The following is a 20607-nucleotide window of genomic DNA, read 5'->3' as shown; positions in this document are numbered from 1 at the left end:
TAATTTCGCGAATAGAAAATACTTGTTTTAGCAAGTAAAGACACGGCCAGGAGGTTTGCCCCTTGGCCGTGTCTTTTTAGTTTGTGATGCGGACCTGGCCCGACCCGCTGGTGATGGTCAGGGGATGCTGGCCCGCTTGGGTGTAGTGGTGGCTGTTGTGGGCGGCTTTTTTGCCGTTCACGTGGACTTGACCGGTCTTAAAGGCGACCTGGAGACCGTCACTGGACAGCTGGTTGAGGGTGGTACTGCCATTATCCTTGACCAGCGTGCCACCGGCCGTGACGGTTAGGTGGTGCGCGATGGTTGTGCCATTGTGGTGATGGATTTTGAGGTGCTGGGTGGTAAGGTCGTTCAACTTGAGCGTGCCGTTGAATTGGTCGATGGTTAAATTCCGCAACACGTGGGCGTCGGTTAGGTTGAGTATTAAGACGGGCGAGTGACCAATTTCAAAGGGATGGCTGGACAAGTTAGACTCTTTAACGTCTAGCTGATTGTTGGTCGTCGAGATGACGTACTGGTTGGTGGCGACATTACTAAGAGTCAGACGATTCTGTTGTCCGGGTTTAATAATCAATTTGGCGGTCCGGAGGGTGAGCGTCAGGTTCTTGGGGACCGTGTCTAGGTCAACGGATTTAGTCGTGAGTGGCGTGGTGGTCAATGAATTGACGGTGAAACGCCGGTTGGTACTGGTGGTCCAGAGAACTAAGCCGCCTAGGATTAAGACAAGGACAATGATGAGAACTAACAAAGTAAGTAGAATTTTTTTCATAATGGGCTCCTTTTTTGAATGAATATATTTTTAATTCATTCATTTTGATTGAAAAAAATAACCGTTGTGGCTATTTTAGAATGACATGAAGAATACCGGTGATCAGGTCGCTGACCAGTTGGAAATAGTCGGCCGTTTGGACTTCACTCTGGTGAAAATCAACCACGGTGAGGGCGTTGAACAGGCTGAGAATTCGGTCCTGGGTCATGCCGGGCGCGAGTAAGCCGCGCTGTTGCCAGTCGGTGATCAGCACCATGAGGGTCGCGTAGACCACGCTATCGGCGGCAATGTCCTGGTTGGTCTTAGCGATAATCGCGTTGAGCTTGGGGTTGCTAAACCATTCCTGGAGAATGCGATTGTTAGTGGATTGGGTGAAGATTTGTTGGAGAACAGCTTGGACGACCGTTGCGGGGTCCGCCGTCAGGTCAATTTGGCTAATGATAGCCTGCTTGATCCACTCATTTTCTTGGTTATAGACGGTGATAAAGATGGCTGTTTTAGATTGATAGAAATTGTAAAAGGTCCCGACCGCGACATCCGCTTTGGCCGCGATATCCGCGATACTAGTGGCCTTGAAGCCCTGTGCTAGGAACAAGTCCCGAGCGGCAGTGAATAGGCGTTGCTGTTTGTCATCCATAGATTAAGCGACCTCCTTGACTTACTGAATGAATATTAATTTAATTCATTCAGTAAGTCAAGTAAAAAAGGACCTGTCCGGAAACAGGTCCTTAGGATTAATCGTCTAAATCGGGTTGAGCTAACGCCTCAGTTGCTAGGCGCGCCTGTAACTGTTGGTCGTAAGCGCGAGCGCTCGGCAACAGCCACATGGCGAGACCACAGATTAGGGAGCCGAGGCCGCCGATGATAAACAGTTTTTCGACGCCAAGGCTGTCGGCCAGGGGACCCGCAAATATCAGGCCGACTGGGCCAGCAACACTGGTCAAGGAGTTGAGCACGCCCAGCACGCGGCCGAGTTGGTCGGCGGGGAAACTCTGTTGGATCATCGCCATCAACAGGGTGCTATAGAACGGCGTCATGGCACCGGCTAAGGCGTTTAAGACCACGAACCAGACGAAGCCGGTTTGGTTGCCCGGCAGAAAGCCGCTACCGCCGAAGGTCACGCCCATGGCGACGGTCGCCCAGAAGATGGGTTTCATCCGGTCGCGCCAATTACCAAAGAGGCCAATGATGGCGCCCCCGGCGAGCATGCCGACAGAGTAAATGACTTCGATCAGGCCAGCCTGGCCGACCGTGCCGTGGAAGTAGCCCATGGTCATCAGCGGGTACAGGCTGGCGGCGGGCATGAACATCAGCGTGAAGGCCGCACCAATCATGGTGATAGCCCAGAGACCCCGCGTGTTGCGGAGCTTCATCAGCCCAAATTTGGCATCGGCCAGAACGTGAACCTTTTCGTCAATCACGGGATGCTCGGGAATCCGCACGAACGTCAACAGGCTAATCCCAATGATGGCGCCCAGCACATCGATTAAAATTAAGAAATTCATGGGGACGATGGCAAAGAGAAATGCGCCCAGCGCCGGTGAAATAATCATGTTGGCCGACTGGACCATCCCCAGCTGCCCGTTGATGCGCGTGAGCTCATCGGTCGGCACCATGGTCGGCAGAATCGACTGAATCGTTGGCATCTGAAAGGTCTGCGCAATCGACCGGACCAGTAGCGAAATGAAAATCAGCCACAGGGGAAAGGTCGACTGGAGCGTACCGGCAATCGATAAAATAATGGCGAAGATGGCGGCCACGATGTCTGGGACAATCAGCAGGGCCTTCTTGTTGAGACGGTCAACGAATGGCCCCACGAAAGGACTGAGGAGCACCATCGGGAGCATCCCCAGCAGCGTCGCCAGGCTGAGGACCGTTGCCGAGCCCGTTTGCTTGGTCAAGTACCAGATGATGGCGTACTGGACCACCATGCTGGTGATTCCCGACAGGAACTGACTGGTTAAGAAGAGATAGATGTTGCGCCGCCAGTGCGGCAAGTGTGTGGTTTCCAAGGAGCGGACCCCCCTCATAAAATATTTAATAAATGGCTCACAGGTGGTTAAGCGTAGCATATTGGTTAAGGGGGTGCAAGAAAGTTGACTCAACAAAAAACCACCTCGCACACAACGGTGAGAGATGGCTGATTTGGTTGATGAAACTGTGGTTAATGCTAGTGGGAGCCGGTCAAGTTTAAGCCGTTTGGTTGGTGGCCGTGTCGCGCATACTTGCGGGCACAAAACTATCGGGCTGGTGAGTCTTCATAATTTCTGCGTAGTGATCAACCTTGAAGTTGATGGTCGACAGATGGTTCTTAAGGTCAGCGATTTCGCGGAGCGTCCGTTCCTGTTGCGCTTGCATCATTTCGTAGCGTTCAGGCACGGTGCATTCCCCTTGTTGGACGAGATCGAGGTAGTGCTGAATTCGTTCGACGGGCATCCCCGTCCCGCGTAAGCACAGGATGATATGTAACCCTTCCAAGTCGACGTCGTTAAACACGCGGTTGTTGTTGGCGTCCCGTTTGACGTTGGGCAACATGCCGTGATCGTGGTAATAGCGAATACTATAGGTTGAAATGCCCAGTTTCTGAGCAACTTCGTGGATGGTATAAGACATCTGGGTCCCTCCTCAAAAGGTTCGCGTTCGACTAACTCTAAGCAATGTTTTCAATCATACACGTTTGCTGACGTTTGCGCAAGCGTTTGCCTCGATTTAAAATTTAGGCACAAAGGGGTTGCCTTCAAGTAGGTCGAAGGGGGTACACTGCTGGTAGGTGAGGAGGGGTGATGGTGTGAGACAATTTAATGTTCAGTCTGCGGGGGCGGACTTTGTGCCGCGGTTACCATGGTCGATTGACCCTAGTGCCAGCCTGGCTGCGCTATTGGGACCGGAGCCGCGCGACCTGTTACTGCAGGATACAGCAACCGACGAGCTCACCATCGTCCCCCAGGTGTCGTTGGAAGAATTGATTGAAAAATTGGGGCGCTCCGTCTACGGCCGTCTCGGCAATCAGCTGTTAGCGGCACTACCAGTTTCGCCGCCAGCGTGGCAACCGACCGTCGCCAATTACCTATTGCTGGACCTGACTCAGGTGAGTCATGCCACGGTGTTGGCGACAATGGGCGCGTTGGTCGGGCTGGTCGTGGTCCAACAGTCGGGTGGTCCAGCAACGCCAGCCAGGTTGGCGGGAATCGCCAGTCAGGCGCAGTGCTGGTTACAAGAGATCGGCGTGACGGCGCATCAACTGCTCCTACCGGCGGGGGTCACGATTTTGCGAAAACTCCTGACCCAACTGCTCACGCAGAATCGCCAGTACGATGCCTACGCCCCAGCAGGTTGTGACACGCATGCGGGCCAACTTGTGCAGGAGGCGGTGGCGTTGGCGCATGGCCAGCTGGAGACGTTGCAGTTACCGGATTCGTGGCGGTTGTTGCGAGTTGCGGTGGAGGAACGGCAGTTGAAAAATTCTTAACGCAATAATGGTTGTGCGACTCAACGAATGGTGGGTCGCACTTTTTTATTCCCTGAAATATACACGAAAATAACAACGGTATTTATATCAAATGTTCGTAAAATCAGAAAAATAGGTGGACAATTTCGTTTGATTAACGTATTCTGTAGAAAGAAAACGAAGAATGAAGAGCAAACAAGGAAACCGTGGAGGGTGGACATCTGATGCATTGGGTAGCGGATCTGTTGGCGGCAATCGGAGTCGTGTTAAATGGGATTCCTCAGGGAATCATGGCGATGTCACTAGGCTTCGCGATATTTCCGACGATGTTTTCGTTTCTATTTGCTTCGGCGGTCAACGGGGCGTTTGGCGCCGTGGCCCCCTTATCCTTTCAGGCCGAATCCTTAGCGCTGACGGGAAAGCTTGGTAGGGACTTACGCGAGCGAACGTCGATTATCTTAGGGGGTTCCCTGGTCATGCTCCTGATTGGGGTGACCGGGACCCTCACCAAGATTGTCGCACTGCTAGGCAACGGCATCATGGCGGGGATGATGGCCGGTGTGGGGGTCATGCTGGCAAAGATTGCGTTGAGTATGGCTAAGCAGGAACGCTTGACGGGATGGACCTCGGTCGGGCTGGCCGCCGTGACCTATTTAGTGACCAAAGACTTAGTTTGGACGATTGTGTTGTCCGTGGTCGGGTCGAGTTTGGCCGCCGTCTTTGTGACCCATTACCGTGCCGAACTCCCGGAACACGTGACGGCTCGCCGATTTGTCTTTACGAAACCGACGATTAATCCCCGCGTGGTCCGTGGGGCGTTGAGCCTGGCCTGTCTGAACATTGGGGCCAACATTTCCTATGGACTGATTACGGGGGAGATGACGGGGCTTAAGCCCAATCCGGTCAACCTGAACCTGCTGACGATTACGCAGTCGTTGGCCGATATGGGAACCAGCCTGCTTGGTGGCGCGCCGGTTGAAACGATTATTTCCGCGACGGCCAGTGCGCCTGAACCGGTCATTGCCGGGATTCTGATGATGCTGATCATGGCGGCGATTCTAGCGGTGGGTTGGTTACCCCGACTGGGAAAATACGTGCCGAGCGCCTCGATTGCTGGTTTCCTGTTTATTTTGGGGGCCGTCGTGATCTTTCCGGCGGATGCGGCGACGGCCTTGCAGGGGAAGGACGCGACCGTGGCGGCGATTACCTTGGTGGTGACGGCCGTGGCCGATCCGTTTGCTGGTCTCTTAACCGGGGGCCTGTTGAAAGGGTTGTTACTAGTTGGACTGGGGGTCTAAACGATGTTGAAAACATATGAATTAAAAGTGGGACCCATCACGCGGCAGTTGCCCGTGGTGCCCATCAGTCAAGATTTAGCGATTGCCTCATTTGTGCTATTAGGGGATGCCGAGTTAACCGATTATGCTGCGGAACAATTGGCTCAGTTAGTGCCTAAGAAGTTCGATTATTTTGTCACGTTAGAGAGTAAGGGCATTCCGTTGGCCCAGGAGCTTAGCCGGCTGACCGATCACCCGCAATTCGTGGTTCTGCGAAAGGCCACCAAGGATTACATGCGTGCGCCCCTCAAGGTCCCCGTGACGGCCATCACGACCAGTGCACCGCAGGAATTGGTGCTGGATGGCACCGATGCCGACCGGCTGGTGGCGAAGAAGGTCGTCATTGTCGATGATGTCATTAGCAGCGGGGGTTCATTGAATGCCGCCCAGGAGCTATTGAAGCGGGCGGGCGCCACCATTGTGGGCCAGATGGCCATCTTGGCTGAGGGCGCTGCGGCGGACCGGCCGGACATTCAGTACTTGGCCAAGCTCCCCTTGTTTCCCATCGATTAAACGGGTTAAACTGTTTTTGCCAGCGCCTCCGGGAAGGTGAAAATGAGACCGGTCCGCTGTGGGCGAACGCCTGGAGCCAAAGAGCGGTCTCCGGACTTACTTTGAGCCTCTGAAAAGCGAGTCTCAAAGGTATCAATTGCCTAAGCGGCTCACGCCACTAAGGCAATTCCCACGGCTGGGCTCATTTTCACCTTCCCTGCGGCTGATATGGGTTTAACCCATTTATCAGTTGTCGTCCAAGCTATCTGGGAATAAACTTAATTAACATTAAATCTCATTACACACAAAACCTCATTACACACAAAACCACCTAGGTTCAACAACGCTCGCAGTCGTCATTGGACCTAGGTGGTTTTTAATTTACCTTGATGTCAGTCAGAGGTTTTATTTGAACAAGTAAACTTTGGATTCGTAAGGCCGGAGCGTGGTGCCTTGGTCGTCGGCGTAGTTGCCGATGAGCTTTTCACTGGCGTTGGCCTGGTCGTAGTCACGGGTGACGGTCTGGTCGGTGAAGTTGCTGATGACCAACAGGGTTTGCCCTTGATAGTGACGCTTGTAGGCGAAGACTTGCTCGTCGTCGGCGTCTAATTCTTCAAAGGTACCGTGAACAATCAGGTCACTGCTGTGGCGCAAGGCAATCAACTGCCGGTAGTAGTTGAAGACGGATTGGTCATCGTCGACTTCGGCTGCCGCGTTGATCTTGGTGTAGTTCGGGTTTAAAGCGAACCATGGTTGACCCTTGGAGAAACCGGCGTTCTTGGAATCATCCCACTGCATGGGTGTCCGGGCATTATCCCGGGACATGTGGGACAGGTATTTCAACATCGTTGGTTGGTCGATGATCTTTTCTTCCTCGACGTTTTGCCGGTAGGCGTTCAGGCTTTCCAGGTCTTCATACTGGTCGAGTGAGGTGTAGTGCACGTTGGTTTCACCTAGCTCTTCGCCCTCGTAAACGTAAGGGGTGCCTTGAAGCATGTGGAGCGTGGTGCCCAGCATCTTCGCGGAGAGTTCCCGGTAGGCTGGCGTATCATTACCAAAACGAGAAACGGCACGGGGTTGGTCGTGGTTGTTCCAGTAAAGGCTGTTCCAACCCTTGCCATCCAAGGCCTTTTGCCAACGGGAGAGGGCGCCCTTTAATTCGGTCAATTTGACCGGGGCGTCGTTCCACTTGCCCAGACGAGGATCAGTGTTGGGGGATAGACTGACGTGCTGGAACTGGAAGACCATGTTCAATTCGTTAGCTTCAAGCCCGGTGTAGGTGATGGCGTCTTCTGGCGTGGAACCGGGCATTTCGCCCACCGTCATGACGTCGTAGTGGGATAAGACCTCGTCGTTCATTTCCCGCAGGTAGTCGTTGAGCTTAGGGCCATCGGAGACCAGTGGTTCCACGTTACCGTAAGGGGCACCCGGTGCTTGGGGTGCATCCGGCAAGCCGGCTGGCTTGGAAATTAAGTTGATAACGTCCATCCGGAAGCCATCGATCCCCTTGTCCAGCCAGAACTTCATGAGACTCCAGATTTCTTGGCGAACCTTTGGATTTTCCCAATTCAAATCGGGTTGACCAGGTGCGAAGAGGTGCAGGTAGTACTGACCACGCTTGGGTTCAAACGTCCAAGCGGACCCACTGAAGTAGGACCCCCAGTTGTTCGGCTCGTGGCCATCAACCGGGTCACGCCAAATGTAGTAGTCAGAATAAGGATTGTCCTTTGACTGCCGACTTTGTTGGAACCACTCATGTTGATCAGACGTGTGGTTGACCACTAAGTCCATTAAAATCTTCAGGTCTTGGTGGTGGGCACTGGCTAATAATTTGTCGAAGTCGGCCATGGTACCATAAGCATCCTGGATATTGCGGTAATCACTGATGTCGTAACCGTTATCCTTGTCGGGGGACTTGTAAATGGGGTTCAGCCAAATGACGTCGGCGCCTAATTTTTTAATGTAAGGTAGGCGCTGGGTCAGACCGGGGAGATCCCCAATCCCATCGTTGTTACTGTCTTGGTAACTGCGTGGGTAAACTTGATAGACGACGGCGTTTTTCCACCATTGCTTAGACATAGATAAAACCTCCTATAGAAATTGCTAACTCTAGTTTACAGAATTTTCAGATAATTTAGGGTGAATAACACTCACAGCGACGGCCCCTAAGAGAAAGGCGATGCCGGCGATGACTAACATGCCGGGCATGGATTGGCCGATGGCTGGGAAAATGGCGAAGCTGGCCAGGGAAGCGGTGATTTGTGGCAAGCAGATGCCGCAGTTGAAGAGTCCCAGGTAGGCCCCTTCATTTTTCCCGTTGAGTGATTCGGTGAAGAGGGACATGGCTTGCGTTTGCATGGTCAGGTAGCAGATCCCAATCAGGCAGAATGGCAAGATTAACAGCCATTGAGAGTGGATAAAGTAGATCCAGATCATCCCAAGACCACCCATGATCAGGCTAACCCGGAACCAGAATTTCCGTTGGTTCGGCTTGGTGTGAGACAGAACGGCAAAGCCCCAAACAACGGCGGCTAGTGACTGGATGCAGGAAAGAATCCCGAACCAGTTCCCAGCAGCTTGGTAACCGGCGGAAGCGGCGTTGGCCGTGTGCCAAACGTTGTCGGCGATGGCACCAGTCCCATAAGTCCATAAGTATTGAATGGCAAACCAGTCAAACAGCTGCACGAAGGAAATTTCCCAGAAGGCCCGTGGTGCGGTCTTCACTAAGTGCCACAGGCTGGCCGTCTTTTGCTTGGTCTCAGCCTTGACGTGGTGGAACCGGTTATAGGTTTCGGGGTCGTATTCTTTAACGGAAACGATCGTGTAGATTGAGGTTAACAAAAGGATCGCGGCGCCAATGTAGAAGGCCATCCGTACGGACAGGGGCACGGTGCCTTTAGAAGCCACGTTGGACACCCCAAACCAAGTTAACACGAATGGGAAAATCGTTGCCAGCACCCCACCCAAGTTGGAGTAGGATTGTTGCCAAGACCAGGCCAAATCCTTTTGGTCTTCGTTGACCATGTCCCCAATGATCATCTTGAACGGTTGCATGCAGACGTTAGAGGATAGGTCCATGAAAAGAATGGCGATGGCGCCGAATAATAAGGCGGCAAGTGAGGCGTAACCGAAGCCAAACGACCCGGCATTAGGCAATAGAATCATGACCAATGCGGCGATGGGCGCCCCAATCATGAGGTAGGGCATCCGCCGGCCGAACCGGTTCCAAGTGATATCGGAATACTTCCCAATCAAGGGTTGGACGACCATGCCGGCCAGTGGGGGCAACAGGAAGAAGAAGCCCAGCTTGGTTGGGTCGGCCCCAATCGTTTGGAAAATCCGGCCCATTTGTGAGGACTGTAAGGAAAAGGCCATGTTGACCCCGAAGAAACCAAACGTCATCGCGAAGATGGTCTTCAAGGGTAGTTTCGGTAGTGAGTTTTCACTGGCGGTCGTGGTTGCGGTCGTCGGGGCTTGCTCACTTTCTAAGGCTGTATTTTGAGCCATAGTGATTCCTCCTTAAAAAATGAAAGTTGAATAATTGCTATCATCGGTTGAATTAATTAAGTAACCGCTTACAAGATGAATTCTATCACTTTACACAAACGTTTACAATGGCTTTAAATAAGAAAAGCAAACGTTTGTGTAAAATTACCGAATTCATGGCAAATGACTTTGTTATTTCACGCTATTAACGGTAGAATAGGACGTAGATATGAAAACGCAAAGGCCAGGTATAGAGCAACGACCGGGCGGAGCTGGTAGTAGAAAATTAGAGGAAAGTGGGTGGTCGTGATGGCCGCAACGATTAAGGATATTGCGAAATTAGCGGGGGTCTCCACGGCCACCGTGTCGCGCGTTTTGGCCAACAAGTCGGCGTTTTTTAGTGAAGCGACGGCCACCAAGGTGCATGCGGCGGCGACTGAGCTGGGCTACCAGAAGAATACGGCGGCGGCCGAGTTGGTGACACGCCACAGCAATGTGATTGCGGCCGTGGTCAATTCGACCAAGACCAACTTTGCCAGTCAAATCATTGAAGGCATTCAAGCAGAAGCCCACCAACATGATTTGAACGTGATTATTTTATACGCGGGGGATGCTGATCCCGTCCAGCAGCGGCGGGCATTGATGACGGTGATTGAGCGACCGGTGATGGGCATTCTACTACTATCTGTCGACTTGGCACCGGAAAATTTGACGCTACTCCAAAGCTCACAGGTACCGTATTGTTTCCTATCCATCTCGTTTGACGGGGAACGTTTGCCATACATCACCTCGGATGACTGGCAGGTCGGCTACCAAGCGACGCAAGCATTGATCAAACAAGGGCATCGGCGAATTGGCTTGGCTGGCGTCGATAGTGACTTTCATACTGGCCGCCAACGGGTGCTCGGGTATACGCAAGCCTTGAAGGATGCTGGCATCACACCTGAGGACGAGTGGGTTCAGCTGGGAAATTACAGCTATGATGCCGGGCAGACAGCGATGCAGGCGTACGGCGCGCAGACCGAACTGACCGCCATTGTGGGCGCTAGTGACATGGCGGCCATTGGCGTGATGAATCAGGCACGGGACCTGGGTCTGTTGGTGCCCGTGGACCTCTCCATCGTGGCGATTGACGGCACGGAACTGTGTAGCCTAGTCCAACCGCAACTAACCAGCGTGTCGCAAAACTTCTATGAAATGGGGATTGCGGGCGTTCAACAATTGCGGTCAACCGAGACGTTGCCGCAGAAAATTACGCCAATCAAGTTAGTCAACCGTCAGAGTGTGCGGATGCTGAGTCCAGAATAAATAAGTTGAATTGTGGCGCCGGAAAAGTAAAATTCCGGCGTCTTTTTTACATCCATTTTAGCAAAATTTGTTACAAGAGTTAAAAATCGTGAGTCCTGATAAATTGGCTCAACAGCAGTATGCATCATTAATATTTATGACAGAACAAAAACGTCTTGTATTATTAACCCGGTTGGACTATCTTTAGGATAGTTAGTTGGAATAACTATTTTGAGGAGAAAGTAGGGGATTCAGATGAGTCGAAAACTTATTCAAGAAATCATCGCTGGGTTGGCCGTTGTGGCGTTTGGGGCAGTGGCTAGTCAGAGTACCACGGCACACGCTGCGACGTTGCCAGATAACCTGCAGGGAAATTGGTATGGGTACCTGGGCAATGCGCGTCATCATCACACGAAGTACTACTACGTGGAGCAGATTGCGTTAACGGATTCTGGCATCGATAGTGACATCAGTTCGACTAAGAACGCTGATCTGTCAGATTTGACGTCATTTATAACCTCCGAGGCCAAGGTGACATTCAGTGTCAAAACGAAGCACAACCAAACCTTCTATCAGGCCCGAGCTTTAGGCGACCAGAGTAATTTAGGGAAATTTCGGCTGACATCGGTCAAGGTCAAGGGTGTGAAGACCCCAGCATTGGCTTGGGACCAGGATGGCGACACGAACTATGCCTTTAGTAAGGCTACGAAGGCACGGTCCTGGGATATGATGGACTAGCGGAGAGGATGTTTTCTGATGAACAAATGGGTTAAAGGGTTAATTGTCAGTTTAGCCAGCGTCAGCTTCTTTGGCGTGGCCAGCACCGTGCCCGTACACGCTGCCAGCAAGGCGGTTGCCTTACCAAAGAGCTACCGCGGTAGCTGGTACCTCTATGGTGGCGCAGAAGCCGTCAGCAAAAAGAAAGCTCCCGTCTTTTCCTACGCGCGCGTGAAATTGGCGCCTAAGAAAGTGACGTATAGCATCTGCACCTCGACTGCACCGACTCTGAAGAAACCAACCTGGCAAGTGAGTTTTGTGGCACCCCTGATCTACACGAAAAAGGTTGCCAAGAAGACCCACAAGGTTAGTTATCGGATGGTTCTGCGCATGACGTCCGGCACGCCGGCAATCACGTTAAGCAAGACCAAGGTTAAGGTCAAAATTTTGGGCAAAAAGGTGCAGGCTTTGCAGGTTAAAATATCTGGAACAAAATTTTACGCCTTCCGCCAACCACTACCTAGTCATTCCGTTGGTGACTTGTTGGAGTAGACTGGTCAGAGAGGGATTTAGATATGAAAATGAAATTTTGGCTGACGTTGGCCTTATTCTTAGTTAGTCTTGGATTCGTGGGAATGGGTACACCTGTTAGTGCGCAAGCTGCTAGTAGGACAGCGCTACCGTCAGCCTATCGCGGAACCTGGTATGGTTACTTAGGAACTACACCGCATCACCATGTTAACTACTACTATACGTGTCAGGTAGCCTATTCGGCCAAAAAAGTATCAACGGTTTTGGGGATTACGACCAGTTCGAAATTAACGGATATTACGCCACAATCGGAAATGCAAGAGCAAGTGACCTACCAGCGACGGGTTAATAAGCGTGGTCGGGTAAGTTACAATGTGATACGTAAAAAGGATAACTTATTGATGGGTGTTTTGAGGCTAGCAACGGTTAAGGTAAAGGGTGTCCCAAAGACTGCGCTGTCTTGGGGCCCAGATGCTGGCGATGATCCAGTATATGCCTTTAGAACGCCAGTCCGTCGTGCTCCCTGGGAAATTTACTATTGGTGTGTTTGAGAACGAGGTGATGTAATGAAAATAATTATTCGTAGACTGGTATTGGCATTGACGGTATTAGGGCTGGGTATGGTGACGACAGTACAAACAGCAAAGGCCGATACGACTATTGATGACCTACCAGCCAGCTATCAGCGGGCATGGTATGGTTATCTGGGTAGTGCACGTCGGCATCATGTTCGCTATTACTACACGTGTAAGTTAACGTTGTTTAAGGATAGGTTTGAACTTAATCTTGGTATCACGACGCATGCGGATTTAACGCACGTAACCTCAGTGGCAACCAAAAAGGCTTTTGTGACCTATCAGAAAAAAGTTTCTAAGAAGCAGCGGGTTTACTATAAATCGCGGTCAATTCCTGATGGATATGATACTGGTGAATTTAAGTTAACGACGATTAAGCTTAAAGGCATTGAGACACCCGTTATTTCATGGGATCATTCAGATGAAGTTTATGCATTTAAAACGCCGAAGCGAGCTGAAGCCTGGGGAACATATATTGAGAGTTCAAGTGAGCTAATGTTAATGTAGATACTTACTATCTAGCTGTTCCGGCTTGGCCAATTTTGAGTTACTTATAATTGGGCATTCATTAGTTATTCTTGAATTTTTTATTAATTAAAGGACCTTGCTACCTTAGTGTATCTGGTATATCTTTAAGGTGGTTACCTTTAGGAACTATTGAGGTCAATTGATGATTAGTAGAAAGGATGAGGTAATGATGCATAAATTATTTACAGGTTTAGCGTTATTTTTAGCTAGTTTAGGGTTAGTATTTTTTAGTAATGTGGCTACGGCGCAGGCAGCTAATAAGTCAGTCACATTACCAGATACATATGCTGGTTATTGGTACGTTTATAATGGGTACATCAAACGATATAGTAAGCATTTCTACAGCGTTAAACGTTTTGACTTTCAACAAGATCAAACCCATACGATGGATTTTAAAGCGAAGAACAAATCGTTGAAATCACTGAAAAGATGGTTTGCTGAAGGCTCACCGGTTGCTTACAAGAAATTATCAACGGGTGGTTACAAGATGTTTTGGGATAAAAGCAATTTAGGGACGTTGAAACGGACAACAGTTAAGATTAATGGTCGTCGTGTTGTCGCTTTGAAGATGAAATTGATGCCTGGTAACTACTCTTATGATGAAAAGTTTGATTACGTTCATGCCATTGGTTTTCGTAAACCAAGAGCACGGTTTTCAACCGGATATTTTGATTTCTAAAGAGTGATACTAGAGCGTTATTAGTAATTGGAATAAGGTCCTTGATTAAACAGGAGTCGAAGCGTGATGAAAAAATGATCACGGGGATGACCCCCTTTCGTCACACGGTTGCCAGCCATCCAACAGATTTTTACAGATTACAATAAACGCAAAAACAGGTTCCAACCGGGGCGCACTTCAAACGCCGGTTGGAACCTGTTTCTACTATATAAAGGAGACATAGATAAGTCTGACAGGTGGTGCTGGCTGATGAGGCCTGCCAACCAAGCTACGAGGGGGGTCGTGGCTTGGTTGGACTAGGAATTAAGCAATCGTTATTTAGCAATGTAGGTCGTCTTGAAGTCGTAAGGCACACCAGCTGGGTTGTAGTTGATGTTCTTCACGTTCTTGCGCAACAGTTGGGACTTCGCAGCTTGGTACAGGGGAATCGTCCCTTGATCGTTCATCAAGACCTTTTCGGCTTCGACCAGCTTGCTCCAACGCTTGGATGCTTGGTTCCCATCCTTGTTTTCGGATTCGTCGAGCAGTTGGTCGTATTGCTTGTTGGACCAGCTGGACGTGTTGTAGCTGGAGTTGGATTCGTAAACGTCGAGGAAGTTGATGGGGTCGGCGAAGACGGATTGCCAGCCGCTCAAGGTCAGGTCGTAGTTCTTGTTGTGTTGACGCGTAATCAGTTGAACGTAAGGAATCGTGTTGATGGAGACCTTCACGTTTGGCAGCTTCTGCAGCGAACTCTGGAGGAATTCGGCCGTTTGCTTGCTGGCGTCGGTGTCGGAAACTAACAGGGAAACGTCGAGCGACTTCTTACCGGTCTGTTTGAAGCCCTTGGCCAGCAGCGCCTTGGCTTCCTTCAAGTTGTAGGAAACGGCGGATTTTACTTCAGCTTCTTTGTCGAAACCTTCGCCAGTCTTAGGATTGTTGCCCATGCCGGCTGGTACGAAGCCTTTGGAAACCGTTGAGCCATCTTGGAGCACGTCGTTGACCAGTTGTTTCCGGTCGATGGCCAGGGAGAAGGCCTTGCGGACGTTCACGTTCTTAAAGGCGGGAACGGTCTTTTGGTTCAAGCTCAGACGTTGCGTCCCGGTTGGGAGGCGTTTAACAAAGTTTTCATTGTTCTTGTTGTTCTTCACTTGTTGGCCGTCGAGTAAGGTCTCGTCGGTCTTTTTGGCATTAAATAAATTGTAGCTGGTCGTGGTGCTCTTGGTCACGACTTCGTTGATCTTGTCGAGATGCACGGCTTGCTTGTCCCAGTACGTCTTGTTCTTGGCCAACGTCCAGGTGGTGCTGGTCCCGTTCCACTTGGTCAGACGGAATGGCCCGTTGTAAACGGTCGTGGCGGACGTGGTGCCGTATTTCTTGCCGTATTTTTGGACGGCCTTTTGGTTAACCGGGTAGAAGAGGGGCCAAGCGAGGAGTTTCTTAAAGTAGGAAACGGGCTTGGTGAGGTGCACCGTCAGCTTGTATTTGCCATCGGCCTTGATTCCCAGAGAGCTGAGCGGCTTCTTGCCACTGTTGACGGCCTCGGCGTTCTTCACTTGGAAGAAGTAAAAGGCGTCTTGCGAAGCGGTCTTGGGATCGAGCGTCCGTTGCCAGGAATAAACGAAGTCCTTGGCCGTGACCTCGTCGCCGTTGGACCACTTGGCCCCCTTACGGAGGTTAAACGTGTAGGTCTTGCCGCCGTTGGTCAGCTCGGTCTTGGTGGTCAGCGCGTTGGCTGGCGTGCCCTTGCTGTTCAGACGGTACAGACCTTCCTGCGTGTTCTGCAGGACTGTGAAACTCAGGGTATCCGTGGCCTTGGCTAAATCGTTGGTCGCCAGTTCGGAGGATTCCGTCCAGTTCAGTTCCTGCTTGTCCGCGTACTTATTGCTGCCGTTACTGCTGCTGGAGCTGGACTGACTGCCACACCCTGCTAATGTTAAGAGGCTCAAAGCCGCCACCGTTAAGATCGTTCCCTTTTTCTTCATTCCAAACATCTCCTCAAAATAAAAATCGTCCTTATGTAATTGCTACATAAGGACGATTTCACTCGCGGTACCACCTTGTTTTATGGGGGACTCACATCCACCATCTCCGTAACTTCTGTTGCCAAAAGTCGGAAGCGGTAACGGGCTTCAACTCGGACAATCAGCTTTCACTAATTATCAGCTACCAGGCTCATCTTCGCTGCTCCGTTGTAAGCCACCTTTTCAGCTACCGGTGGTCTCTGAACTTAGCGGGAACGGCTACTCTTCCTGGTGATGCGTTCGTGTATTTCTAATATGGCTCTAATAATAACGAGCTGGGGATGGTTTGTCAACAGGGGAAATTCAATTAATTTAAAGGCGTGGTGACGGGGATTGTGGAGGTATATAGAAGAAATGGAGTTGAGTGGTTGGTAAATATAATTATTTTTATCATGGATTTCACATTTTGAGTTTTGGGTATTTATGCGAGGTAAAACGTGGTACTTGAATAGAGTTATTTTGGTACTTTTTATAAATAATTAACTGGCAGAAAAGCCATGGACATTGTGCATAAGTCAGCATAGAATGAGGACAACTGATGGGAAAGCTAGCTCAGTTTGAGTCTAGGAATAGAAGCCATCAGTGACTACACAAGGAGGCGTTATCGCCGTGAAAAATGAACCATATGCCATTGGGTTAGATATCGGGACCAGTTCCTTAGGGTGGGCCAATACCGACATGGACGGGTATATTTCTCGTGTGAAAGGACAGACGGGATTGGGTGTCCGTCTATTTGAAGAAGGTCAAGCCGCAGAAGAACGTCGGGGGTTCCGAACCACTCGTCGTCGCTTGAGTCGCCGTCGTTGGCGGTTACGGTTATTGCGAGAAATTTTCGATGAACCAATTTCAAGTCTTGACCCCAACTTCTTTGCGCGGCAAAAGGCCTCAAACCTCTCACCAAAGGATCAGCGATTTAGAGCCACTTACCAACTCTTTAGCGATTTGAGTGACCAAGAGTTTTATACAAAATATCCGACTATTTATCATTTACGTTGGGCATTGATGACTGAGCACAGAAAATTTGATTTGCGAGAAATTTACTTGGCTGTTCACCACATCGTAAAATATCGTGGGAATTTCTTACGCAAAGGAAATCCAGAGAAGTTCAAACCAAGTGACTTGAATTTTGGCAAGCAGTTTGCGGCAATTAACGAGAGCTGGCGGGCTATTTTTCACGAGCTTGCGCCACAGCTACCTAAGGATAATTTGAACGAAATTGAAACCCTAGTGCTAGATACTTCACGTAGTCGCTTGGACCGTCAACGGAAATTGGTGAAATTGTTGATGGCCGCAACAGATGAACATCAAGCTTGGAAGCCATATCTGACAGAAGTTGCTAAAGCTATTCTTGGTTTAAAGACTAAGTTGTTCTTACTGACGGGTAATGAAGTCGCTAAGGCAGACGAGAAGACTTGGACCTTTAGCTTAAATGATATCGAAGATCATCGCGCGGATTTAGAAGCGGCGTTCGATGATACTAGTCTAGTACTGATTGAGAAACTGGTTGATCTACAGGCCGCCGTTCAGCTGACTGAAATTATGCCCAGTGGTCAGTATTTCTCACAGAGTATGGTTCAAAGTTATGAGACCCATGCCAAGCACTTGCAATGGTTGAAGGACTACGCTAAGCAACAGACCGATGACAAGAAAAAACAGGCGATTCGGCTGGCTTATGATCATTACGTTACAGTTAATGAGAAGGGCAAAGCTGAGACTGCAGCTGATTTCTATAAAGATTTGAATAAAGTCTTAAAAGGAGATTCATCGGAATTAGCGACTAAGATTAGTCGTGAGATTGACTTGGAACATTTCATGCCCAAACAACGGACTAAGGGAAATGGTGTCATTCCGTACCAGGTACATCAACAGGAACTGGATTTAATTATTAATAATCAAAAAGAATACTACTCGTTTTTAGGAACAAAAAATCCGGTAACAGCTCATCTGAAAACGCAACGGTATCAGTTAGATGAATTGGTGAGTTTCCGTGTTCCCTATTACGTGGGGCCAATGGTGACGGCTAGTGACCAAACAACAGAAGGCAAGTTCTCCTGGATGGTCAGAAAAGATACCGAAGATACCGGTGAGATTACGCCTTGGAATTTCGATGATAAGGTTGACCGAACGGCTTCAGCTACCAACTTTATCCAACGTATGAAGACAACAGATACGTATTTAATTGGGGAAGACGTTTTACCCTTGCAGAGCCTAACGTACCAACGGTTTATGGTCCTAAATGAGTTGAATAATGTTCGAGTCAATGAGGCATTACTTAGTCGTGACCAAAAACAACGAATCTATAATCAAGTATTTAAAGGACATGGCACAGTTAGTGTGAAGGCCTTACAGGACAACTTGATAGACAATAGCGACGTTGCAACGACCCCAAAGATTGAAGGCCTTGCAGACCCGAAGCATTTCAATAGTGCATTGACCACGTATCGTGACTTTCGGAAGTTTTTACCGAAAGATATTGACCGAGAAGACCGTCGCGCAGACATTGAAAAGATTATCAACTGGTCGACGATTTTTGAAGACGCTGAAATCTTTAAAGCAAAGCTACAAGAAATTTCGTGGCTAACCGATAATCAACGACAACGGATTAGTAACAAGCGTTATCGTGGCTGGGGACGGTTGTCACAGCGTCTGTTGACGGAAATTAAAGATGAACAAGGTTTGTCAATCATGGACCAGCTGTGGCGAACACAACATAACTTCATGCAAATTGTTCATGAACCAGACTATGCTAAAGCCGTCGAGAAGGTTAATGCTGCGGGGATGGCTAAGCAAGACGTCTTCGACACTATCAACGAGATGTATACGTCACCACAAAATAAAAAGGCCTTACGGCAGATTTTGTTAGTTGTACGGGATATTCAGAAGGCTCATCATGGACAGGCGCCGAGTCGCATATTCATTGAAGCGGCCAGGGGTGCAGACCAAAATCCACAACGTTCTCGTCAACGGCAGAAACAATTATCAGACTTATTTGCTGACCGTGCCAAGGCAATCGTTGATGACACGGTTGTCGACGAGCTGAAAAGTAAGATTGATGATAAGGCAGCGTTTACGGATCGGTTGATGCTGTATTTCTTACAGAATGGTCGAGATATGTATACAGGCGACCGGATAGATATTGATCGATTATCAATGTACGATATTGACCATATCTTGCCACAATCGTTGATTAAAGATGATTCTCTGGATAACCGAGTATTGGTTAATCAAAGAATCAATCGTGAAAAAAATGATGTCTTCGCCTCTGAGTTATATGCGAACAGTATGCGTGGAACCTGGAATGTTTGGCGTTCTGCAGGGATGATCAGCGCCCGTAAGCTTAAGCATTTACTAATGCGGCCTGATGAGATTGATAAGTATGCTACCGGGTTTGTTAATCGCCAATTAGTTGAGACACGGCAAGTGATTAAGTTAGTGACGGATATTTTGAGCACGGAATACGACCCACAGAAAACGAAACTTATTTCGGTTAAAGCGGGGCTGTCTCACCAGTTGCGGCAAGAGCTGAAATTACCTAAACTGCGAAATCTTAATGATTATCATCATGCGTTTGATGCTTTCTTAGCAGCTCGAATTGGAACTTATTTGTTAAAGCGTTATCCAAAGTTGGAACGATTCTTTGTCTTTGGTCAGTACAAGGTTGCCCCGCAATTAAATTTGCGACAGTTTAACTTTATTCATGATTTAGTTGCCGGTAAGCAGGATAGAATTGTGAACCAAGAAACTGGTGAAATTTTATGGGACCGGTCTAAGGATATCAATTACATGAAGCACTTTCTTAGTCTGAAGCATCTCTTGGTTACACATGAAGTGCTTGAGAATCGTGGGGCTTTGTTTAACCAGACAATCTATAAGGCTAAGGAAGACAACAGTAATGTAGGTGGCAAACGAAAGTTGTTACCGGCCAAGCAGAATCGACCAACTGAGATTTATGGTGGGTATTCAGGTCAAAATATTGCTTACCTGGCTATTGTTAAAGTCCATGAAAAGACAGATTACTTGAAAGTCATGGGTGTCCCAATTCGCTGCTTAACGGATTTAAAAGCTGCCCGGCAGCAAGGAAAACAAGCAGAGAAGGATTTGCTGAAAAAGATATTCTTGCCTGAGTTTACTAAGAAATCAGGTAAAACTACGGATTTTGAGATGTTGGACTCCCACATATACTTGCATCAGAGAATTCGTGATGTTGTTTATGGAAAAAAGCATGAATTTGCTTTGGGAACGAACACATATTACCGAAACTTACAGCAACTAGTTTTGCCGTTGGGTAGTCAACAAGTTCTCCTTAGCCCGAGATCTTCGAGTGATGAATTGGTGAAAGTCTATGATGAGATTTGTACTCAGGCTATGGGATACTTTTCTCTTTATGACCGTAATAAATTCCGTCAATCACTAGTGGATCATCGTGACAACTTTGTTGGCTTGCCAAGAGAGAATCAAGTGGATGAGAAAGGGAAAATTGTTCAGGTTGGTCAAAAGGTTATCTTGCAACGAATCATGGTGGGGCTACATGCAAATGCAAGTCGTAGTGATTTAAAGCCCATTCAAATAAATACCCCCTTTGGATTTTTACAAAGTGGGAAAGGTATCCAATTAACTTTGGATGCAGAAGTTATCCACGAATCACCAACTGGATTGTTTAGAGAGGTGAACAGACTAGATAACGCGTAGTGCTAGTCGTGTAATATTTGCTGGATAGAATCTTGAATCAAATCAAATAGTATGCAAAAAGCCCGC

The 20607-nt window shown here is 49.0% G+C and carries 17 protein-coding genes; 10 read left to right on the top strand and 7 right to left on the bottom strand.

From position 1 onward, the window contains the following. Positions 1-76: 76 nt before the first annotated feature. The 4 genes from JUF13_RS05755 to JUF13_RS05740 form a co-directional block, all read right to left on the bottom strand. Positions 77-769: a DUF4097 family beta strand repeat-containing protein gene (locus tag JUF13_RS05755; protein WP_203638369.1), complete on the bottom strand. Its 693-nt coding sequence runs from the start codon at positions 767-769 to the stop codon at positions 77-79. Positions 770-839: 70 nt separating this feature from the next. Next, positions 840-1406 carry a TetR/AcrR family transcriptional regulator gene (locus JUF13_RS05750; protein ID WP_203638367.1) on the bottom strand — a complete coding sequence of 189 codons (567 nt, stop codon included), beginning with the start codon at positions 1404-1406 and terminating at the stop codon, positions 840-842. A 97-nt stretch (positions 1407-1503) separates the two neighbouring features. Continuing rightward, positions 1504-2781, bottom strand: a complete 1278-nt coding sequence (locus tag JUF13_RS05745; protein WP_308439866.1) for an MFS transporter — start codon at positions 2779-2781, stop codon at positions 1504-1506. Positions 2782-2959: 178 nt separating this feature from the next. Then, entirely contained in the window at positions 2960-3382 is a 423-nt protein-coding gene (locus JUF13_RS05740; protein ID WP_203638365.1) for a MerR family transcriptional regulator, read from the bottom strand. Positions 3383-3557: 175 nt separating this feature from the next. Between JUF13_RS05740 and JUF13_RS05735 the strand changes: the two genes are divergently transcribed. The 3 genes from JUF13_RS05735 to JUF13_RS05725 all read left to right on the top strand — a co-directional run bounded on the left by JUF13_RS05735 (position 3558) and on the right by JUF13_RS05725 (position 6067). Further along, the gene (locus JUF13_RS05735) at positions 3558-4238 is read left to right on the top strand and encodes a hypothetical protein (protein ID WP_203638363.1); all 681 of its coding nucleotides are present in this window, start codon (positions 3558-3560) and stop codon (positions 4236-4238) included. Between the two features lie 203 nt (positions 4239-4441). Further along, positions 4442-5515: an NCS2 family permease gene (locus JUF13_RS05730; RefSeq protein WP_203638362.1), complete on the top strand. Its 1074-nt coding sequence runs from the start codon at positions 4442-4444 to the stop codon at positions 5513-5515. Between the two features lie 3 nt (positions 5516-5518). Next, positions 5519-6067: a phosphoribosyltransferase family protein gene (locus JUF13_RS05725; RefSeq protein ID WP_125764133.1), complete on the top strand. Its 549-nt coding sequence runs from the start codon at positions 5519-5521 to the stop codon at positions 6065-6067. Positions 6068-6451: 384 nt separating this feature from the next. Here JUF13_RS05725 and JUF13_RS05720 read toward each other — a convergent pair whose 3' ends face one another. Next, positions 6452-8125, bottom strand: coding sequence for a glycoside hydrolase family 13 protein (locus JUF13_RS05720; protein ID WP_203638360.1), 1674 nt, complete (start codon positions 8123-8125; stop codon positions 6452-6454). A gap of 30 nt (positions 8126-8155) precedes the next feature. After that, positions 8156-9553 carry an SLC45 family MFS transporter gene (locus tag JUF13_RS05715; protein WP_203638358.1) on the bottom strand — a complete coding sequence of 466 codons (1398 nt, stop codon included), beginning with the start codon at positions 9551-9553 and terminating at the stop codon, positions 8156-8158. 288 nt (positions 9554-9841) lie between these two features. On the opposite strand from JUF13_RS05715, the gene JUF13_RS05710 reads away from it, so the two are divergent. The 6 genes from JUF13_RS05710 (at position 9842) to JUF13_RS05685 (ending at position 13849) form a co-directional block, all read left to right on the top strand. Next, complete coding sequence (locus tag JUF13_RS05710; protein ID WP_203638356.1) at positions 9842-10840, top strand: LacI family DNA-binding transcriptional regulator; 999 nt, start codon at positions 9842-9844, stop codon at positions 10838-10840. 234 nt (positions 10841-11074) lie between these two features. Next, complete coding sequence (locus JUF13_RS05705) at positions 11075-11557, top strand: hypothetical protein (protein WP_203638354.1); 483 nt, start codon at positions 11075-11077, stop codon at positions 11555-11557. An 18-nt stretch (positions 11558-11575) separates the two neighbouring features. Beyond that, the gene (locus tag JUF13_RS05700; RefSeq protein ID WP_203638353.1) at positions 11576-12088 is read left to right on the top strand and encodes a hypothetical protein; all 513 of its coding nucleotides are present in this window, start codon (positions 11576-11578) and stop codon (positions 12086-12088) included. Positions 12089-12111: 23 nt separating this feature from the next. Continuing rightward, positions 12112-12618, top strand: a complete 507-nt coding sequence (locus JUF13_RS05695; RefSeq protein WP_203638351.1) for a hypothetical protein — start codon at positions 12112-12114, stop codon at positions 12616-12618. Positions 12619-12633: 15 nt separating this feature from the next. Beyond that, positions 12634-13149, top strand: a complete 516-nt coding sequence (locus JUF13_RS05690; protein ID WP_203638349.1) for a hypothetical protein — start codon at positions 12634-12636, stop codon at positions 13147-13149. A 190-nt stretch (positions 13150-13339) separates the two neighbouring features. Then, entirely contained in the window at positions 13340-13849 is a 510-nt protein-coding gene (locus JUF13_RS05685; protein ID WP_203638347.1) for a hypothetical protein, read from the top strand. Between the two features lie 314 nt (positions 13850-14163). Here JUF13_RS05685 and JUF13_RS05680 read toward each other — a convergent pair whose 3' ends face one another. Beyond that, positions 14164-15813 (bottom strand): peptide ABC transporter substrate-binding protein, encoded by a 1650-nt coding sequence (locus JUF13_RS05680; RefSeq protein ID WP_203638345.1) that lies wholly within the window; start codon positions 15811-15813, stop codon positions 14164-14166. Positions 15814-16461: 648 nt separating this feature from the next. Between JUF13_RS05680 and cas9 the strand changes: the two genes are divergently transcribed. Beyond that, positions 16462-20541, top strand: a complete 4080-nt coding sequence (cas9, locus tag JUF13_RS05675; RefSeq protein ID WP_236002677.1) for a type II CRISPR RNA-guided endonuclease Cas9 — start codon at positions 16462-16464, stop codon at positions 20539-20541. The last annotated feature ends 66 nt before the right edge of the window (positions 20542-20607 follow it).

Origin of the sequence: Levilactobacillus wangkuiensis (assembly GCF_016861605.1) — a bacterium.
In the GTDB taxonomy this organism is placed as follows: Bacteria; Bacillota; Bacilli; order Lactobacillales; family Lactobacillaceae; genus Levilactobacillus; species Levilactobacillus wangkuiensis.
Note: the sequence above shows the minus strand (reverse complement) of the source record. Positions and strands in the feature narration are given on the sequence as shown.

Coding starts and splice junctions, on each gene's coding strand:
- JUF13_RS05695 (WP_203638351.1), top strand. CDS start 12,112: ATGAAAATGAAATTTTGGCTGACGTTGGCCTTATTCTTAGTTAGTCTT.
- JUF13_RS05700 (WP_203638353.1), top strand. CDS start 11,576: ATGAACAAATGGGTTAAAGGGTTAATTGTCAGTTTAGCCAGCGTCAGC.
- JUF13_RS05740 (WP_203638365.1), bottom strand. CDS start 3,382: ATGTCTTATACCATCCACGAAGTTGCTCAGAAACTGGGCATTTCAACC.
- JUF13_RS05680 (WP_203638345.1), bottom strand. CDS start 15,813: ATGAAGAAAAAGGGAACGATCTTAACGGTGGCGGCTTTGAGCCTCTTA.
- JUF13_RS05725 (WP_125764133.1), top strand. CDS start 5,519: ATGTTGAAAACATATGAATTAAAAGTGGGACCCATCACGCGGCAGTTG.
- JUF13_RS05755 (WP_203638369.1), bottom strand. CDS start 769: ATGAAAAAAATTCTACTTACTTTGTTAGTTCTCATCATTGTCCTTGTC.
- JUF13_RS05685 (WP_203638347.1), top strand. CDS start 13,340: ATGCATAAATTATTTACAGGTTTAGCGTTATTTTTAGCTAGTTTAGGG.
- JUF13_RS05710 (WP_203638356.1), top strand. CDS start 9,842: ATGGCCGCAACGATTAAGGATATTGCGAAATTAGCGGGGGTCTCCACG.
- JUF13_RS05750 (WP_203638367.1), bottom strand. CDS start 1,406: ATGGATGACAAACAGCAACGCCTATTCACTGCCGCTCGGGACTTGTTC.
- JUF13_RS05730 (WP_203638362.1), top strand. CDS start 4,442: ATGCATTGGGTAGCGGATCTGTTGGCGGCAATCGGAGTCGTGTTAAAT.
- JUF13_RS05720 (WP_203638360.1), bottom strand. CDS start 8,125: ATGTCTAAGCAATGGTGGAAAAACGCCGTCGTCTATCAAGTTTACCCA.
- JUF13_RS05690 (WP_203638349.1), top strand. CDS start 12,634: ATGAAAATAATTATTCGTAGACTGGTATTGGCATTGACGGTATTAGGG.
- JUF13_RS05705 (WP_203638354.1), top strand. CDS start 11,075: ATGAGTCGAAAACTTATTCAAGAAATCATCGCTGGGTTGGCCGTTGTG.
- JUF13_RS05715 (WP_203638358.1), bottom strand. CDS start 9,553: ATGGCTCAAAATACAGCCTTAGAAAGTGAGCAAGCCCCGACGACCGCA.